Origin of the sequence: Mesorhizobium sp. M2A.F.Ca.ET.043.05.1.1 (assembly GCF_003952445.1) — a bacterium.
Taxonomy (GTDB): Bacteria; Pseudomonadota; Alphaproteobacteria; order Rhizobiales; family Rhizobiaceae; genus Mesorhizobium.
On sequence record NZ_CP034446.1, the window covers coordinates 285,058 to 302,410 of the forward strand.

Below are 17,353 nucleotides of genomic sequence, written 5' to 3' on the forward strand. Positions count from 1 at the left end.
GGTGGCGACGCCGCGGTGATTGGCTGCACATTGGCCGATCTGGAAAGGGCTGCGGGAGAAATCGCATGGATAGCTTGCGGGAATTAACGGCCGCCGACGAAACGCTCGATCCGGCGGACTGGGCCGATGCGGAAGCGCTCTCGCACCGGATACTCGATGACGCCATCACCTATCTCAGGGATGTGCGTGAGCGCCCGGTCTGGCGCGAGATGCCGGCCGAGGTGCGATCGTTCTTCAAGACACCCCTGCCGCGATCGCCGGCGCCAGTGGCCGAGGTCTATGACGATGTCGCCCGCAACGTCATGCCTTATCCGATGGGCAACGTCCATCCGCGTTTCTGGTCCTGGTATATGGGGGCCAGCAACTTCACCGGCGCGCTCGGCGACTTCCTGGCCGCGATCCAGGGGTCCAATCTCGGCGGCGGCAACCATGCCGCCGGTTTGCTCGACTGCCAGGTGGTCAACTGGATGAAGGAGATGATGGGCTTCCCGGCCTCGTCCAGCGGCACGCTGGTCAGCGGCGGTTCGATGGCCAACATCATCGGCTTGACCGTGGCGCGCAACGCCAAGGCCGGCGTCGACGTGCGCGAGCGGGGCGTCGGCGCCATGCCCAAGCCGTTGCGTTACTATGCTTCGGACCAGGTCCATTCCTGCCATCGCAAGGCCATGGAAGCGCTTGGCCTCGGCAACCGGGCGCTGCGGCGAATCCCGACCGACGCAGGGTTGCGCATCGATATCGGCGCGCTCAAAGCGGCCATCGCGGAGGATCGCGAGGCGGGTTTCAAGCCGGCCTGCGTGATCGGCACCGCCGGCACGGTCAATACCGGCGCGGTCGACGATCTGCAGCTGCTGGCGAAAGTGGCGGCCGAAGAAGACCTCTGGTTCCATGTCGACGGCTGCATCGGCGCGCTGATCGCGATCGCGCCCGAGAACCGATCGCTTGTCGCCGGCATCGAGCAGGCGGATTCGATCGCGCTCGATCCGCACAAATGGCTGCATGCGCCTTTCGAGGCCGGCTGCGCGCTGGTGCGGGACGCATCCGCGCACCGCAACACTTTTGCCGTCACGCCGGAATATCTGGAATCGACCCCGCGCGGCCTTGCCTCCGGAGAGTGGCTGCACGACTACGGGCTTCAAACGTCGCGCGGTTTCCGCGCGCTGAAAATCTGGATGGCGCTGAAGGAGCATGGCGTCGAAAAGTTCGGCCGGCTGATCGACCAGAACATCGCCCAGGCCCGCTACCTCACCGGCCTGGTCGAGGCGGAGCCGGCGCTCGAGCTGATGGCGCCGACCACCATCAACATCGTCAGCTTCCGCCACCGGCTGGCCGGCGCGTCCGAAGAGCGGCTCAAGGCGTTCAACACCGAGATCATGCTGAGACTGCAGGAAGAGGGCATCGCGGCTCTGTCCGACACGACCGTGCACGGCCGGCATTGCCTGAGAGTGGCGATCGCCAATCACCGCACACGCCGCGACGATCTCGACCTGATGGTGCGCGAGATGCTTCGGCTTGGGCGGGAGATCAAGGCGGCCACGCCACGAATGTGAAACGCGCCCGAAGCGTATTTCAACGAGCCGCCAGTGTGGCGCCGGGCAGATAGAGCATGATCGGCCGGATTTCGTAGACAGCGGATGGGTTGACGCGCTTGAGATCGCGCGCCGCGGCGATCGCTTCGTCCTGGTTGGCGCAGTCGAGGACATAGAGGCCGAGCAACTGTTCCTTGGTTTCGGCGAAGGGACCGTCGATCACCATGCCGTCGCCGGGACCGCGCAGCGTCACGGCCTTGGCCGTCGCGTCGAGCCTCGCTGCCGGGCCGAGCTTGCCCTCGCGCGTGAGCCTGTCGTTGACATCGAGCAGGTCCTTCATCAGCGCCGCATCCTCGTCGGGCGTCCAGGACTGGACGGTGTCTTCGACGTGGTAGGCCAGGATAGCGTAAAACACGATGCGGTTCCTCATAGCCAGGACGGGCGGCACTATCACAAGGAAGAGCCGGCCGATCCAGTGGCGGATTGGGACCAGCAAGCCGCCTGCTGACTCAAGCTGCCACCGGCAGCCGCAGCTCTGTCAGCAGGCCACCGCCCGGATGGTTGGAAAGATCGACCTCGCCGCCGGCGCCGCGGGCGATGTTGCGGGCGATGGTCAAGCCGAGGCCGAGGCCGCCGGTGGTGCGGTTGCGCGATTCCTCCAGACGCACGAAGGAGCCGAACACCGCGTCCAGCTTCGCCTGCGGGATGCCGGGGCCCTCGTCGCGGATCGAGAGCGTGATCGTGTCGCCCGTTCGCCGCACGCCGAGATGCGCTTTCTTGCCGTAGGTCACCGCGTTCTGGATGAGATTGGTGATGCAGCGGCGCAGCGCCACCGGCCGCGCGATGCAGATCAGGCCGCGCGAAGGCGTCGCGTCCTCGTCGAAGGACGCGTCTTCGAAAGAGTCCGCCACCGATTCCACCAGCGACCAGAAATCGATCCGCTCGGCCTTTTCCTCGGTCACCTCGAATTTGGCGAAGTCGATGACGGAACTCGCGATGCTTTCGATGTCGGCGAGGTCGTGGGCGAGGGCCTCACGGGCCGGCGATTTGCGCAACAATTCGAGGCGAAGCCGCATGCGGGTCAGCGGCGTGCGCAGGTCATGCGCCAGCGCCGCCGCAAGGTGCTCGCGGTCCTCGACATAATCGCGAAGCCGCATCTGCATGGCGTTGATCGCCTTCGCCGCGGCGCGGATCTCGCGGCTGCCGCTCTCTGAGATCGGCGGGCTTTTCAGGTCGTTGCCGATCCGCCTCACCGCCGTTTCCATCATCCGGTAAGGCGCGGTCAGCCGGCGCAGCGACCAGATCGACATGATGACGATCAGACCGGCGATCAGCGAGTAGAGCGGCAGGCTGTCGAGGCTCAGAATCGGCCCCGCCGGCGTGATCGGTTCCGTGAAATTCAACCACTGCCCGTCGGAAAAACGCAATGATGCCGTCAGCTTGTCGCTCTGCGCGAAATCCGCGGCGAGGACCAGAAGGTCGCGTTCGACCTGGCCGACATCCTTGTTCACCGCCTGACCGTCCGGGACGTCGGCCTCCTGGGTGGCCGGATCGCGCCGCACGCGCGCGTCGGTGACGCCGAATTTCGAAAGGCGGCCGACCAGGATGTCCTCCAGCTCGGCCAGTTCATCATCGCCGGCGATCGAGGAGGTGACGGCGGGCGTGTCCGAAACCGTCAGCGCATAGGTCGAGTTGAACAGGCCGGATGCGGTCGCCTTGCGCTCTTCGGGCGTGGCGTCGTGCATCAACTGCACGAGCGAATAGGCACGGTCGTTCAACCGGTAGAGATCGACGACACCGTTGGCGGCGGCGCGGTCGCGCGCCACGATGTAGAGCGTCGCCACCTGGCTGAGCATGAGGCCGGCAATGACGATGAGCAGCACCCAGGCAGGCAGGGTCTGCGGCAGGAAGCGTCTCATTCGGACGTTGTCTCGGGCAGGAACTGATAGCCGCCGCTGCGCACCGTCAGGATCAGTTTCGGCGTTTTCGGATCGTCTTCCATCTTGCGGCGCAGCCGGCTCACCAGAATGTCGACGCTGCGGTCGAAGCTGTAGCCGGTGTCGCCTCCGGAGAGCTCGATCAGCTGCTCGCGGGTCAGCACGCGTCCCGCGCTCTTGACGAGGGTCTGCAACAGGTTGAACTCGGCCATAGTCAGCTCTACCCGCACGTCGTCGGGGGCCGTCAGGCGCCGCCGCGCGCAGTCCATCGTCCAGCCGGCGAAGTGATAGATCTGCTTGGCGACCGGGCGACGCGGCTCGGCGCTGCCGTTGCGCCTCAGCACGGCACGGATGCGGGCCAGGAGCTCGCGCGGATCGAAGGGCTTGGGCACATAGTCGTCGGCGCCCATTTCGAGACCCACAACACGGTCGGTCGTCTCGGTGACCGCGGTCAGCATGATGATCGGCGTGGTGTAGTTGGCGCGGATCTCGCGGCAAAGCTCGAGTCCGCTCCTTCCAGGCAGCATCACGTCGAGAACGATCAGGTCCACCGGCGTGCGGCGCAGGACCGCCTCCATCTCGGTGCCGTCACCGGCCACCGTCGTGTGCAGCCCGCGCTTCTGGAAAAACTCCTGCAGCAGGTCGCGTATGCCCTTGTCGTCGTCGACGATCAGTATGTGTGCGTCCGATTTCACTCGAAACCTATGATTCTGTTAGCCGAGCGTCCCTTCGGCGATCCCTCACACGATAGAATTCGGGCCACATCTTGGCCAGTGGTCGCGATCGCAGCGCCGGTCGGGTTCCCCAGAAACAATCCAGAAACAAAATTCTACAGTCGAGAAAAACTGGTGAAAAATTTCAAGGTCATAACCGGTGCCGTGGCGGTCAGGTCATCGGCTGCGACGCAAGTTTCCGGAGTAACGGACGAGACCAATGCAGAGGTTCTGGATCAGCGTGATGGGTGCTTTGCTCAGCATATCGCTCATCACAGCAGCGGCCGGCGCCTCAACCGCAAAGGTCGCGCCACCGCTCACCCGGACCGAGCGTTGCACCAATCTGAGCCGTCAGGTTGACGAAGCCCTCGAAACCCATGCCGCGGCAACGCAGGTCACCGCGGCGAAAGCACTGCAAAGAAAGGGAGACCGGTTCTGCGCCAACAAGAAACAGGCACAGGGTATCCGGATGCTCGCAAACGCTTTGAAGCTGCTTGGAGTGACACCGATCGATCCCGTTCAGTGACGCTCATCCAGATCTGCAAGAAAAGGAAATGAAGCCATGAAGAAGTCCATCCTCTCCGCCCTCGGCCTGGGTGTTGCTCTCGCTTTCGCCATGCCGGCTCTCGGCAACGCCGCCGCCACGACGACCGCTGCCCCGGCCGCCTCGACCGCGACCACCACGGCTGCTCCGGCCGACGCCACCGCCAAGCCGGTGAAGAAAGTCGCCAAGAAGAAGCACAAGAAGGCCCCCACGAAGAAGGTCGTCAAGAAGACCGAGAAGAAGGACGCTCCGAAGACCTGATCCAGGCTTCGGCATTCCATCTTACAAAGCCGCTCCGGCTCAGGCCGGGGCGGCTTACGCGCGACGGAAGCCTTCTCGATCGGCAGTTTCCGCCGCGCACCCTTAACCTGATTGCAATGCCGGTGCTGTAGGACAATCCGCATGAAGAAGCGGTTTTCGTCCCTGATGCGTTCGCTGACACTCGGCGGCCTGATCGTCACCGCGGCCGCGCGGTCGTTGATCATCTTTACCGCCAGCCCCGTGCCGGATCCAGCCAGCGGCAGGACCGAGCCAGAGCTGTTCGCTCCGCTGATCTCTTCAAGCTTCGACTACATCACGCCGGCGCAGTCCTGGATTCTTCTCGTGCTGACCGGCTCGACGATGATCGGCTTTGCCGCCTGGATGCTCTTTGCGCTGCTGGAGCGCGGATCGGGCGGCCCCGACAGGTCGCGCACGGCCGGGCGGCAGGGCCGTTGACCGGCAGCCAGCGCTTCCCCACATAGAGTTGATCGCCCTGGCCTTGTCGCCGTTGCGCAGTCAAATGGACGAGCGCGTTTCTGCGTGACAAAGTGATGTGAAACCCAGTTCATCGCTGGTGGATTCCAATGCCCGAAACCGTCATCAAACCCCGTGTCAAGGCGCAGCCGAAGACCGAGCGGCCGAAGCTCTACAAAGTCATCCTGATCAATGACGATTTCACACCGCGCGAATTTGTCGTCACTGTGCTCAAAGGCGAGTTCAAGCTCAGCGAGGACCAGGCGCATCGTGTCATGATCACGGCGCACACACGCGGCGTCTGCGTCGTTGCGGTGTTCACCAAGGATGTCGCGGAAACCAAGGCGACGCGGGCGACCGATGCCGGCAAGGCCAAGGGCTATCCGTTGCTGTTCACCGTCGAGCCGGAAGAGTAGGGCCAGGCGCTTTTCCTTCTCCCCCTTGTGGGAGAAGGTGGATCGGCGCGCAGCGCCGAGACGGATGAGGGGTGCTCCAGCTTGGCGCCAAGCTTACCCCTCACCCGGATTGCCAGCCGATTTGTGAAGGACAAATCGGGGCAATCCGACCTCTCCCACAAGGGGAGAGGTAAGAAACTCACCGCCCTTCGCGATACCACATCGAGCCGATGGCGAGCAGCAAGAGGCCGAGGCCGAGAAAGCCGCCGAACAGCGGCACGCGCGATACGGCCTTGAGCGTGCTGTCGTCGGTGGTGCGCAGGCCTATCCAATCGTCACCCGAAGCCGCCGCCGAAGAGCGGATCGGCACGATCGACGGCAGGGCCACGCCACCGGCGAGATTGGCGAGCGTGGATGACGGCGCCAGCCGCCGCACGCTGCCGCCGGTCGCTTCGGCCGGCGCCTTGAGCCTGTCCTCTGTCGAGACCACGTCCTGGAATTCCGGCGCGTTGACCGGACCGACATGGGCGAGCGCCGTGAGATCGCCATTGCCGATCTGGTAGAGTCCGATCTCGCTGGTTCGCAGGCTGCCGGTGAAGATGCCGGGCTCGGCTTTCTCGAGCTTCACCGTCACGGTCTTGCCGGAGGGCGTGATGACCTGGGCGGGGCCCGGATCGTCGCTCATCGTCTGGCGGCGGATCTCCAGCATCATGCCGCGGCCGTCGGCCGTCAGCCGTTCCTCTTCCAGCTCGGGCTCCTTCATCAGCCAGTGGGCGATGCGGCGATAAAGCTGCACATGCGGGCCGCCGCCCTCGAAGCCACGCGCCCACAGCCAGCCTTGGTCCGACAAGAGCATGCCCACCCGGCCTTCACCCTTGCGGTCGAGCAAGAGCAGGGGCCGGTCGTCGGCGCCCTTCATCACCACTTCCCCTTCCGGATTCTTGACGCCGATGGTGCGGAACCAGCGGCTCCAATGCGGCGGCTCGCTTGCCGAGCCGTCGAGCCCGCGCGTCACCGGGTGGCGCTGGCCGAGATCGGTCAGGCGCGGATAGAAGGCCTTGTCCACCACTTCACCGGTGGGCATGGCCGGCAGCGCGGCGTTAAGCGGGGTGCGGGCGATGGAGTTCTCGCCGGCATATTCGGGCCCGGCGGCAATCAGCAGCGCGCCGCCCTTTTCGACATATTCGGAGATGTAGTCGTAATAGAGGATCGGCAGCACGTCGCGGTGCTGGTAGCGGTCGAAGATGATCAGGTCGAAATCCTTGATTTTCTCGACGAACAGCTCGCGCGTCGGGAAAGCGATCAGTGACAGCTCGTTGATCGGCGTGCCGTCCTGCTTTTCCGGCGGGCGCAGGATCGTGAAGTGGACGAGATCGACCGACGCGTCCGACTTCAAAAGGTTGCGCCAGGTGCGCTCGCCGGCATGCGGCTCGCCAGAGACCAAGAGCACGCGCAGGTTCTCGCGGATGCCGTCGACCAGGGCGATCGCCCGGTTGTTGGCGTCCGTCAGCTCGCCGGGCTCGCGGTCGATGCCGAGCTGGACGATGTTGCGGCCGGCATTGGGAATGGTGACCGAGAGCTTCATCGGCTGGCCGACTGTCGCGTGCTCGACCGAGACCTGCTCGCCATTGACCGAGACCCGCACATCCACCGGGGCGCCATTGCCTTCCGTCGAAATGACGCGGTAGGTCATGTCGAGCGGCTTGCCGACGAGGCCGAAGCGCGGCGCGTTCTCGAAGCGGATGCGGCGGTCCTTCTCGTGCTCGCTGCCGGTGATCAGCGCATGCAGCGGCGCGTTGAATTCCGGCGTTCCGCCGGGTGCATCATGCACCTCGCCGTCGGTGATCATGATCGCGCCGCCGATGCGCGACGGCGGCACGTCGCGGAAGGCGCCCTCCAACGCGCTGAACAGCCTGGTTTCGGTACGTTCGTCAGCGGCTTCGGACTTGCCGGCCTCGACGACGCGGACATCGAATTGCTTGAAGCGGCCGAGACGCTCCTGCATCCCGGCCAGCGCCTCGTCGGTCTGCCTGGCGCGGTCGCCGATATCCTGGCTCTGGCTGCGGTCGACGATCAGCGCGACGACGCTCTTCAGAGCCTCGCGCTCCTCGGCGAGGAACACCGGGTTGAGCAAAGCCGCGGCAAGCGCGAGCAGCGCGATGAAGCGCAATGCCGATCCGCGCTGGCGGAACCACAGGCCGACCAGCGCCAGCAGCAGCAACGGCACGAAGAGCAGGCCGAAGAGCGGCCAGGAGACGAGCGGTTCGAAGGAAATCGACCAGTTCATGGAGCTACTGCCCCAGCCGTTCGAGCAGCACAGGCACATGCACCTGGTCGGATTTGTAGTTGCCGGTCAGCATGTACATCATGATGTTGACGCCAGCGCGCAGCGCATAGACGCGCTGCATCGGGTCCGGCGGCACGGTCGGCAGCATCGGATCGCCGTTCTCGTCGACCGCCCAGGCGCCGGCGAAATCATTGGCGGTGATCATGATCGGCGAGACGCCGTCGCCGGTGCGCACGGGGCGGTTCTCGGTGTTGCTGGCGTCGAGCGAGGCCTCGACCCACAGCGGGCTGCCGCTGAAGCGGCCGGGGAATTCCGGCAGGATGAAGAAGGATTTGGTCAGCACGTGGTCGGACGGCACCGGCTCCAGCGGCGGCACGTTGAGATTCGCGAGGATGTCGCGCAGCCGCTCGGTCGCCGGGCTTGCCGAGCCGGCGCCGATGCCGTTCGAGAACTGGTCGCGCGTGTCGAACAAGACCGTGCCGCCCTGCTGCATATAGGCATCGATGCGGGCGATCGCCGCCTGGCTGGGCATCGGCGCCGATGCATCGATCGGCCAGTAGATCAGCGGGAAGAAGGACAGCTCGTCCTTGGCGATGTCGACGCCGGCCGGGGGGCCGGGCTCGAGCGCGGTCTTCTCGATCAGGAAACGGGTCAGGCCTTCAAGGCCGGCGCGGCTGATCGAATCGACGCCGGGCTCGCCGGTGATGACATAGGCGATGCGGGTCTTCGAAATGTCGTCGATCGCCTGGGCGTCGCCTGGCTTCGAATCGTCGGCGCGGGCGAGATCGGCGTGGCCGAAGAGGCCGCCCAGCACGACCAGGACGGCGGCTGTCGTGGCCGCGGCCGCGCGGCGTGGCCGGCGCGCCAGCAGGCCGCCCATCCAGAACACGGCCAAGGTGTCGAGCGCCATCAACAGGAGCGCGACGGCGACCAGCGGGCCCTTGAGGTTCTCCGACTCGTCGAAGGCATAGGGGATGGCGGTCACCGGCAGCGAAATCTGCGGGCGCACCAGCGGCGCGAAGGTGCTCGATGCCTCGAGTAGATTGTGCGCGAACACGCCCGTCTCGGAGCCGTAAAGGCCGGGCGGGTTCTCCAGCGTCACCGGTAGCGGGCCGGCGCCGGGCACCAGCGGCCGGGCATCAGGCGAGGGCGGCGTCAGCATGCCGTCGGCGCCGATCATGCGGTAGGGTGCCAGCGAAGCGGCGGTGGCTTCGGCATTGGCGATCGCCGCGCCCTGGTTGCGCGACAGCTGCACGACGCGCCGCAGCATCTCGACGAAAGTGCCGGAGATCGGCAGGTTCGACCAGGTCGCCTCGGGCGTGACATGGAAGAGCACCAGCGTGCCCTTGTCCTTTTTCATGCCTGTCACCAGCGGCGTGCCGTCGGCAAGCGTGGCCCAGGTACGCTCGACGATGTCGGGCGTCGGCTCGGCCAGAACCTGCCGGCTGACCGTCACCTCGGAGGGCGGGGAAAGGTCGGCGAAGGGACCGTTCTTCGGGAATTCGGTGACCGCCTGCGGTGTCGTCCAGGACAGCGCGCCGCCGAGCGCGCGCTCGCCGCTGCGCAGCCGGACCGGCAAAAGGTCGTCGTCATTGCCGGCCGCGGCAAGACGCGGGCCGGCAAAACGCACCAGCGTGCCGCCCTTGTCGACCCAGTCGACCAGACGCTGCCTGACCTGCTCCGGGATGGTGCCGACATCGGCCATGATGATCATCGCCGGTTTCTGGTCGAGAAGCTGCGGAATGGCGTCGGCGAGGTCGGCGCTCGACGGCTCGACCAGGTCGGCGAAGGGCTGCAGGGCGCGGCGGATGTAGTAGAGCGGCGATAGAAGCGGCTGCGCCTGGTCGGCCTCGGCCTGAGACAGCAGGCCGACACGGCGTCGTTTCGAGCTTTCGTCCAGCACCCGCACCGCGCCCGCCTGGTGCTCGCCGTCGAGCGCGATCGAGGCGAAATCGTTGCGTAGCTCGAAGGGAACCGCCATCGTCGCCGTGGCGGCGGCTTCGCCCGGCGCGAAGGTCAACGTCGCGTCGGCAATGCGGCGGCCCTTGTCGTCGAAGGCGCCCGCGGTGACCTGCGCCGGCGCCGGATTGCCCGGCGCGCGGATAGCGGTCAAAGCGAAACCGTCGACCTGGTTGTCGGCGCTAGTCAGGCCGGTCACCGAGGGCCGGTCGGAATTGGCCCAGACCAGCCGCTTCGCGTTCTTTTCGAGCAGCGTCTTGAAAGCGGCTTCGTCACCTTTGGCGGCAAGGCCATCGGCGAGCACCGCGACGCTGGCGCCCGGCAGGCGCTCCAACGCGGCGGCGACGCGGGCATAGACGGCGGGCCTGTCGGTGGGGATCGGCCGCGGCTTGGCGGCGCGCAGATGGTCGAGCGCGGCTGAGGCATCGAAGGGGCCGATCTCGGCATTGGGCTTCTCGGCGGTGAAGGCAATGACGATCGGCACGCCGTTCGATCCGGCGTCGGCGATCAGCCGCTCGGCGGTGGCGACGCGCTTGCCCCAGTCAGCGGCGCTTGCCCAGCTGTTGTCGATGACAAGCGCCAGGGCGGAACCTTCCGCCGGCAGCTTTTCGCGCGGATTGAAGACCGGCTCGGCCAGCGCCATCACGACAAGCGCCGCCATCAGCAGCCGAAGCAGCGTCAGCCACCACGGACTTTGCTGCGGGGTTTCCTCGCGTCGGAGGACCCGGGCCAGGATTTTCAGCGGCGGGAAAACTTCCGTCTGCGGCTTGGGCGGGGTGAGCCTGAGCAGCCACCAGATCACCGGCAGCGCCAGAAGGCCCCACAGCACCATGGGCGCCCCGAAGGAAAGCGGCAGCCAGCTCATGCGACCGCCTTTCCAGTGTCCTGCGGGGGGTGACCTCTATCGGCCAGCCCTGCATGACCTTTGTCGGCCAGCCCTGCATGACTGCCGCCGATGGTCATTGCCATGTGGACGCGCACCAGCGCTTCGGAGGCGAGCCGGTCCGTGTGATTGACGGTAAAGCTCCAGCCGAGGCGCTTGCACCATGCGGCCAGCTCCTCGCGGCGGGCCTGGTAAAGCAGGCGGTATTCCTCGGCCAGCATCTCGGCGCGACCGGCGGTCAGCTTGTCGCCGGTCTCGGGATCGGTGAACTCGGTGCGGCCGGCATAGGGGAAGGTTTCCTCGGCCGGGTCGGCGACCTCGATCAGGTGCGCGCGCACGCCATGGCGGGCAAGCACCTCGAGCCAGGCCATGGTTTCCTCGACCGGGTCGAGGAAATCGCTGACGAGCACGATGTCGCAGAAGCGGCGGATGGCCGACAAGTCGGGTTTGGCCGGCAGCGCGGCGGCGTGGCTCAACTGGGCGGCGATACGCTCGGCGCCGTTGCGGGCGGTGAACGGGTCGGTCAGGCCCGGCCAGGCGATGCGCTCGCCGCTGCGCGACAAAAGCTCGGCCAAGGCGAGCGCCAGCACCAGCGCGCGCGATTCCTTGGAAACGCCGGCGCCGGTCGATTTGTAGAGCATTGAAGGCGAGGGGTCGGCCCAGAGCCAGACGGTGTGCGCCGCTTCCCATTCGCGGTCGCGCACATAGGTATGGTCGTCTCTGGCCGAGCGGCGCCAGTCGATGCGCGAGGAATCGCCTTCGACATAAGGCCGGAACTGCCAGAAATTCTCGCCGATGCCGCGCTTGCGACGGCCGTGCCAACCGGCGATCACCGTATTGACGATGCGCCGCGCCTCGACCAGCAGGTCCGGCACCAGTGAAGCCCGCAACCGGCCGCGGGCGAGCGCGTCGCGCGTCGCAACCGGTGCCTGGACCTCGCCTATTCGACCCATCAGATGCCTTTTGCCAGCTTCGCCACCACGTCGCGCACCGAAGTGCCTTCGGCGCGGGCGGCGAACGTCAGCGCCATGCGGTGCTGCAGCACCGGTTCGGCCAAGGCGCGGACGTCGTCCACCGACGGCGCCAACCTTCCATCATATAGGGCGCGGGCGCGGGCGCACAGGGTCAGCGCCTGGCTGGCGCGGGGCCCCGGCCCCCAGGCGACATGCTTGTCCGTCTCGGCATTGCCCTGGCCGGGCCGGGCCGAACGCACCAGCTTGAGGATCGCCTCGACGACGCTTTCCGGCACCGGCATGCGGCGGATCAGCGTCTGGATCTCCTTCAGTCTCGCCGGCTGCAGCACCTTGTCGGCCTTGGCTTCGTCGATACCGGTCGTTTCGAGCAGGATGCGGCGCTCCGCATCGATCTCCGGATAAAGGATGTCGACCTGCATCAGGAAGCGGTCGAGCTGGGCTTCGGGTAGCGGGTAGGTGCCTTCCTGTTCCAGCGGGTTCTGCGTCGCCAGCACGTGGAAGGGCGAGGGCAGGTCGTAACGGGCGCCGGCTATGGTGACGTGATATTCCTGCATCGCCTGCAGCAGCGCCGACTGCGTGCGCGGCGAGGCGCGGTTGATCTCGTCCGCCATCAGCAATTGCGTGAAGATCGGCCCGGAAATGAAGCGGAAGGAGCGTTTGCCGAACTCGTCCTGCTCCATCACCTCGGAGCCGAGGATGTCGGACGGCATCAGGTCGGGCGTGAACTGGACGCGGCGCGAATCGAGGCCGAGCACGATGCCCAGCGTTTCGACCAGCTTGGTCTTGGCGAGGCCCGGCACGCCGACCAGCAGCGCGTGGCCGCCCGCCAGAAGCGCCACCAGCGTGCGCTCGACGACCGCTTCCTGGCCGAAGATCACCCGGCCGACCGCATCGCGGACCTTGGAGATGTCGGCCAGCGCTTTTTCAGCTTCCTCGATCATCGCTTTCTCGCTGATCGGGCTTTCCTTGATCATCACGCTCATGCCGTTCGATCCTTGTGGTTGGAGATACCGGCCTGCATTCTCAATGTCGCAGAATGCCGCGATTCGGCTTCGCTTGGCGCCTGTGAATGAACTTAAATCACAGACTTGGGCGGACAAGGCTGACAATCGGGACAACAGTGACTATTTCGTGACCATGGCCGAACGCAGCGAACATCGTGAACAAAGCCCGGGTGAGCAGAGCTCGACGAGCGCTACCGAGGCGCGCGGCCTCGAGGCGCTGATCTCGCGCGCGGCCCGGGCGGGCAAGGGGCCGGCGCCGGTCGAGCGCTGGAATCCGGATTTCTGCGGCGATCTCGATATGGAGATCAAGGCGGACGGCACTTGGTTCTATCTCGGCACGCCGATCGGGCGCATGCCGCTGGTGCAGCTCTTTTCCAGCGTGCTGCGCAAGGATGCCGACGGCAAAACCTATCTGGTGACTCCGGTCGAGCGGGTCGGAATCCGCGTCGCCGACGCGCCGTTCATCGCCGTCGAAATGAATGTCTCCGGGAGCGGCAACGAGCAAGTCATCACTTTCCGCACCAATGTTGGCGACGTTGTCGCCGCCGGGCCCGGCCATCCGCTGCGTTTCGTCGACGAGGTCGAAACCGGCGGGCTGAAACCCTATGTGCTGGTACGCGGACGGCTTGAGGCGCTGGTGGCGCGGGCTGTGATGTATGAGCTGGTCGCGCATGGCGAGGAGATCGACATCGACGGCAAGGCGATGTTCGCCGTCCGCTCCGGCGGCGAGGTCTATCCGATCATGCCGGCCGAAAAACTGAAACGGCTGAGCGCGTGATGGACCAGGTGACCCGGGCGCCGTTTTCGATCGCGGATTTCCGGGCGCGGGCCGCCGCGCAGGCCGCGATCACTGCTGGCGAGGATTTCGGCGATCATCGCTTCAATCCCGATCACCCCAGGCTCCAACACGTCAAGCCTCTGCGTGACGCGGCCGTGCTTATCCCCGTCGTCGACCGCGCCGAGGGCGCCATGGTGCTGCTCACCAAGCGCGCCGAGAAGCTGCGCAGCCATTCCGGCCAGGTAGCATTTCCAGGCGGCACGATCGATCCGACCGATCCCGGCCCCGAGGCGACCGCGCTGCGGGAGACCTTCGAGGAGATCGGCCTCGATCGCGACCATATCGAGATCATCGGCCGCATGCCGGATTATGTGTCGGGCAGCGGCTACCGCATCGTGCCGGTGCTCGCCGTCGTGCGTCCGGGCTTTTCGCTGACGCTCAATGCCGACGAAGTCGACGCCGCTTTCGAGGTCCCCCTGAGTTTCCTGATGGATCCGGCCAACCACACGCGCGACAGCCGCATGTGGAACGATCTCGAATGGTTCTTTTACGATATGCCCTATGGCGACCAGCGAATCTGGGGCGTCACCGCCGGCATCATCCGCACGCTTTATGAAAGGCTTTATGCGTGAGCGTCGAGCTGTCCCTCTCGAGCCAGGCCGGTTGGCTTGGCGACAAGGCCCTGCAGCAATTGCTGGCTGCGCTGAAGCAGGGCGGCGAGGAAGCGCGTGTCGCCGGCGGCGCGGTGCGCAATGCGCTGCTTGGCCAACCGGTGGCCGATATCGACATCGCCGCGACGACACTGCCCGAAGAGACCATCCGGCGGGCGGAGGCGGCCGGCTTCAAGACGGCGCCGACAGGGATCGAACACGGCACCATCACCGTGATTGCGGGCGGCAAGCCCTATGAAGTCACCACACTGCGCGCTGATGTCGAGACCGACGGCCGCCGGGCGAAAGTGACTTTCGGGCGCGACTGGAAACTTGATGCCGAGCGGCGCGATTTCACCATCAACGCGCTCTATGCCGAAGCCGACGGCACGGTCGTCGATCTTGTCGGCGGCATTGCCGATATCGAGGCGCGGCGGCTGCGTTTCATCGGCGACGCGGAGGCACGCATCCGCGAGGATTATCTGCGCATCCTGCGCTTTTTCCGCTTCTTCGCCTGGTATGGCGACGGCCGGCCCGATGCCGAAGGCCTGAAGGCCTGCGCCAGGCTGAAGGAGGGGCTTGCCCAGCTTTCTGCCGAACGCGTCTGGTCCGAACTGAAGAAGCTGCTGTCGGCTCCGGACCCTTCGCGCGCCCTGCTCTGGATGCGCCAGGCCGGCGTGCTGACCGCCGTGCTGCCGGAAAGCGAGAAATGGGGCATCGATGCCATCCACGGGCTGGCCAGGACCGGGAAGGATCTCGGCTGGATCGCCGATCCGATGCTGCGGCTCGAGGCAATCGTCCCGCCCGATGTCGCGCGCATGAAGACCCTTGGCGAGCGGCTGCGGCTTTCGAATGACGAGGCCGCTCGCCTGCGGCATTGGGCGCTGACCATCGCCCCGGATGCGAAGATGACCGAGACCGAACTGGCCAAGAAACTCTATTACGGCGGTCGCGACGGCTATCTCGACGGCATCCGGCTGGCGCTTGCCGCCGCGCGGACGCGTGCCGTGGAAGACAACCAGGCGATGATGGAGGCTGGCGGCCTTTCACGCCTGCTCAACTTCACGCTGAGATGGACAAAACCGGTATTTCCGATCAAGGGCGCCGACCTGACCGAACTTGGGGCGTCGCCGGGGCCGAAGCTCGGCGCGACGCTGAAGAACCTCGAAAGGGAATGGGTCGGATCGGGCTTCACCCTGCAACGCGGCGCGCTCATGGAACGCGCCGCGCAGGCCCTGGAGCCCTAGTGCGTCGGGCGACTTGCGCGAGTCCGTCGGGCGACTGGCGCGCCTGTCAGTGTATCGCCACGGGAGCCAGCGCCCGCGAGAGACTCGCCTCGCCCTTGCCGTAGATGGACGGATCGTAGTTCGCCAGCGTATCGGTGCGGGCCGTGTTGAGCAGGTCGTTGGTGATCTGAACCGGCGTCGCCTTGGTGAACTTGCTGCCGATGATCGCGGCGTAGCCCGAGATGATCGGCGCGGCGAAGGACGTTCCGTAAAGACCGGTCTTGTCGCCTTCGACGCCGACCACCAGGAAATGGCTCTGCACCTGCGTATTGGTACCGGCGTAGTCGGAATACCATGCAAGCTCAGCCTTGTTGGCCGTCGTGCCGTTCGTCGACAGCGCGCCGACGAAGATCGCCGTCGATTTGCCGATCAAAGCGAGATCGAGATAGTCCTGCTGGCCGTTGACGGCCGCGCCAACGGCGACGGCGTCGTTGCCGGCCGCCTTCGAGACGATGGCCGAGCCTTTGGTTGCATACGATATGATCGACGCCTCTTCCGGAGCCCACCAGATCTGGTTCGGGCTGTAGCCTGCGGTGGTGTACATGCCGTAGCTGAGGTTGAGCACGTTGCGGCCGCCCGCCAGCGGGACATACGTGCCGGTCGAGAAATCCTTGGAGCGGATGGTCGCCGCGGGAGCGATCATGCTTGCCTCCTCGCGCGTCCATTCACCGTGCCGCTGCGTCTGCACGCCGATGCCGAAATTGCCGGAAAAGCGGTCTGAACTGCTGAAGTCGTCGACCATGGTGATGGTGACGCCCTTGCCCTTGTAGCCGGCAGCCCATGCGGCGCCGACGTCGGGACTCATCCAGTTCTGTAGGGACTGCGTCGTGCGCGCGACCGGGATCGTGGCGCTCACGCAGATGGACCCGCCGCCGTGGCAGAGCGCAGCCATTTCGTCCGGGCTGAGAGCTTCCTGCGCCGATGCCATCGGCGCCGAAAGAATGGCCAAGGCGGCGGCGAGGCCGAACTTCAAGGACTTAACCGACATGTTCATTCTCCAGTCAGACAGAACCAGGACGGGCGATCGTGAGTTTCGGGACAAGATGATTTCATTTGCCTGCCCCTCCGATCAGAAAGTTAGACGGTAGTTCAGCCAGAGATGCATGGTCTCCGGCCTGGCGCTGACCAGATACTTAAGCGTTTCCTCAGGCGCGGTCTCGCCCGCCGCCAGCCGGCAATTGACGCTGTAGGTTCCGAACTCGCCGTAGTCAGCCTCGCAGGGCTTCTCCGTCAGGTTGCCACCGATTGTGGTGGTGACCGACAGGGACAGGGTGCTGTTGGGATTCGGATGGGTCTGGGTGAGAAATCCGAGCTTGAGGCTCGGCTCGATACGATATTTCTCGGCTTGCTCGCCGGTGCCGAACCCCCAGAGAAAGCCCGTATCGGGCGTGATCTGAGTGAGGAAGTCGACATGCATGTCGACCCAACTCGCGTGATACCAACGGCTGAAGGACACCCAGCTTCCGCTCTGCAATTCATAGCCGCCAGTGCCGAGGCCCCTGGCCTTGTCGCTGAGCGGAGAACCCTGATGGACATCGACGAGCGAGGTGGTCCATTCCTGCGCGGCCGCGGCGGGCGCAAAGAGGAACGCGCACGCCAAGAGCATCGCCGTGCAGAAACCGCCTCGGATGTTGGACCGCTCGCGCATGCGCGAAGCACCTCGCCCCACCATTCCGGACAGC

17 protein-coding genes are annotated in these 17,353 nt (G+C 65.7%); 8 read left to right on the forward strand and 9 right to left on the reverse strand.

The features are described 5' to 3' along the window. The first annotated feature begins 65 nt into the window (after positions 1-65). Positions 66-1,547, forward strand: a complete 1,482-nt coding sequence (locus EJ069_RS01305; protein ID WP_126059728.1) for an aspartate aminotransferase family protein — start codon at positions 66-68, stop codon at positions 1,545-1,547. A 19-nt stretch (positions 1,548-1,566) separates the two neighbouring features. Here the strand turns inward: EJ069_RS01305 and EJ069_RS01310 are convergent, their stop codons facing one another. From EJ069_RS01310 to EJ069_RS01320, 3 genes are all read right to left on the reverse strand, one after another. Next, positions 1,567-1,941, reverse strand: coding sequence for a YciI family protein (locus EJ069_RS01310; RefSeq protein ID WP_042640579.1), 375 nt, complete (start codon positions 1,939-1,941; stop codon positions 1,567-1,569). 94 nt (positions 1,942-2,035) lie between these two features. After that, entirely contained in the window at positions 2,036-3,445 is a 1,410-nt protein-coding gene (locus EJ069_RS01315; RefSeq protein WP_126059729.1) for an ATP-binding protein, read from the reverse strand. Further along, positions 3,442-4,158, reverse strand: coding sequence for a response regulator transcription factor (locus EJ069_RS01320; protein ID WP_126059730.1), 717 nt, complete (start codon positions 4,156-4,158; stop codon positions 3,442-3,444). Before EJ069_RS01320 ends, EJ069_RS01315 begins: the two co-directional genes overlap by 4 nt. Positions 4,159-4,396: 238 nt before the next feature. Between EJ069_RS01320 and EJ069_RS01325 the strand changes: the two genes are divergently transcribed. From EJ069_RS01325 to clpS, 4 genes are all read left to right on the forward strand, one after another. Continuing rightward, positions 4,397-4,702, forward strand: a complete 306-nt coding sequence (locus EJ069_RS01325) for a hypothetical protein (RefSeq protein WP_126059731.1) — start codon at positions 4,397-4,399, stop codon at positions 4,700-4,702. Positions 4,703-4,738: 36 nt separating this feature from the next. Further along, complete coding sequence (locus EJ069_RS01330; RefSeq protein WP_126059732.1) at positions 4,739-4,981, forward strand: hypothetical protein; 243 nt, start codon at positions 4,739-4,741, stop codon at positions 4,979-4,981. Between the two features lie 141 nt (positions 4,982-5,122). Continuing rightward, entirely contained in the window at positions 5,123-5,437 is a 315-nt protein-coding gene (locus tag EJ069_RS01335) for a hypothetical protein (RefSeq protein ID WP_245456413.1), read from the forward strand. A 128-nt stretch (positions 5,438-5,565) separates the two neighbouring features. Next, the gene (gene clpS, locus EJ069_RS01340) at positions 5,566-5,871 is read left to right on the forward strand and encodes an ATP-dependent Clp protease adapter ClpS (RefSeq protein ID WP_042640247.1); all 306 of its coding nucleotides are present in this window, start codon (positions 5,566-5,568) and stop codon (positions 5,869-5,871) included. Between the two features lie 178 nt (positions 5,872-6,049). Here clpS and EJ069_RS01345 read toward each other — a convergent pair whose 3' ends face one another. The 4 genes from EJ069_RS01345 to EJ069_RS01360 are packed head-to-tail and all read right to left on the reverse strand — an operon-like array spanning position 6,050 to position 12,936. Further along, positions 6,050-8,137 (reverse strand): hypothetical protein, encoded by a 2,088-nt coding sequence (locus tag EJ069_RS01345; protein WP_126059733.1) that lies wholly within the window; start codon positions 8,135-8,137, stop codon positions 6,050-6,052. A gap of 4 nt (positions 8,138-8,141) precedes the next feature. Next, a complete protein-coding gene (locus EJ069_RS01350; protein WP_126059734.1) occupies positions 8,142-10,961 on the reverse strand; it encodes a DUF4159 domain-containing protein in 2,820 nt (939 codons plus the stop codon). Next, a complete protein-coding gene (locus EJ069_RS01355) occupies positions 10,958-11,932 on the reverse strand; it encodes a DUF58 domain-containing protein (RefSeq protein ID WP_126059735.1) in 975 nt (324 codons plus the stop codon). Before EJ069_RS01355 ends, EJ069_RS01350 begins: the two co-directional genes overlap by 4 nt. After that, on the reverse strand, positions 11,932-12,936 hold the full coding sequence (locus EJ069_RS01360; RefSeq protein ID WP_126059736.1) for a MoxR family ATPase: 1,005 nt from the start codon (positions 12,934-12,936) through the stop codon (positions 11,932-11,934). The genes EJ069_RS01355 and EJ069_RS01360 overlap by 1 nt, the downstream gene beginning before the upstream one ends. 154 nt (positions 12,937-13,090) lie before the next feature. Here EJ069_RS01360 and EJ069_RS01365 point away from each other — a divergent pair, with 154 nt between their 5' ends. The 3 genes from EJ069_RS01365 to EJ069_RS01375 are packed head-to-tail and all read left to right on the forward strand — an operon-like array spanning position 13,091 to position 15,632. Continuing rightward, entirely contained in the window at positions 13,091-13,735 is a 645-nt protein-coding gene (locus tag EJ069_RS01365; protein ID WP_126064603.1) for a DUF1285 domain-containing protein, read from the forward strand. Continuing rightward, the gene (locus tag EJ069_RS01370) at positions 13,735-14,367 is read left to right on the forward strand and encodes a CoA pyrophosphatase (protein WP_126059737.1); all 633 of its coding nucleotides are present in this window, start codon (positions 13,735-13,737) and stop codon (positions 14,365-14,367) included. Before EJ069_RS01365 ends, EJ069_RS01370 begins: the two co-directional genes overlap by 1 nt. Then, entirely contained in the window at positions 14,364-15,632 is a 1,269-nt protein-coding gene (locus EJ069_RS01375; RefSeq protein WP_126059738.1) for a CCA tRNA nucleotidyltransferase, read from the forward strand. The genes EJ069_RS01370 and EJ069_RS01375 overlap by 4 nt, the downstream gene beginning before the upstream one ends. Before the next feature lie 46 nt (positions 15,633-15,678). Here EJ069_RS01375 and EJ069_RS01380 read toward each other — a convergent pair whose 3' ends face one another. Together EJ069_RS01380 and EJ069_RS01385 are read right to left on the reverse strand one after the other, a co-directional pair. After that, a complete protein-coding gene (locus EJ069_RS01380; protein ID WP_126059739.1) occupies positions 15,679-16,659 on the reverse strand; it encodes a S8 family serine peptidase in 981 nt (326 codons plus the stop codon). An 81-nt stretch (positions 16,660-16,740) separates the two neighbouring features. After that, the gene (locus EJ069_RS01385) at positions 16,741-17,319 is read right to left on the reverse strand and encodes a hypothetical protein (RefSeq protein WP_126059740.1); all 579 of its coding nucleotides are present in this window, start codon (positions 17,317-17,319) and stop codon (positions 16,741-16,743) included. Positions 17,320-17,353: the final 34 nt, after the last annotated feature.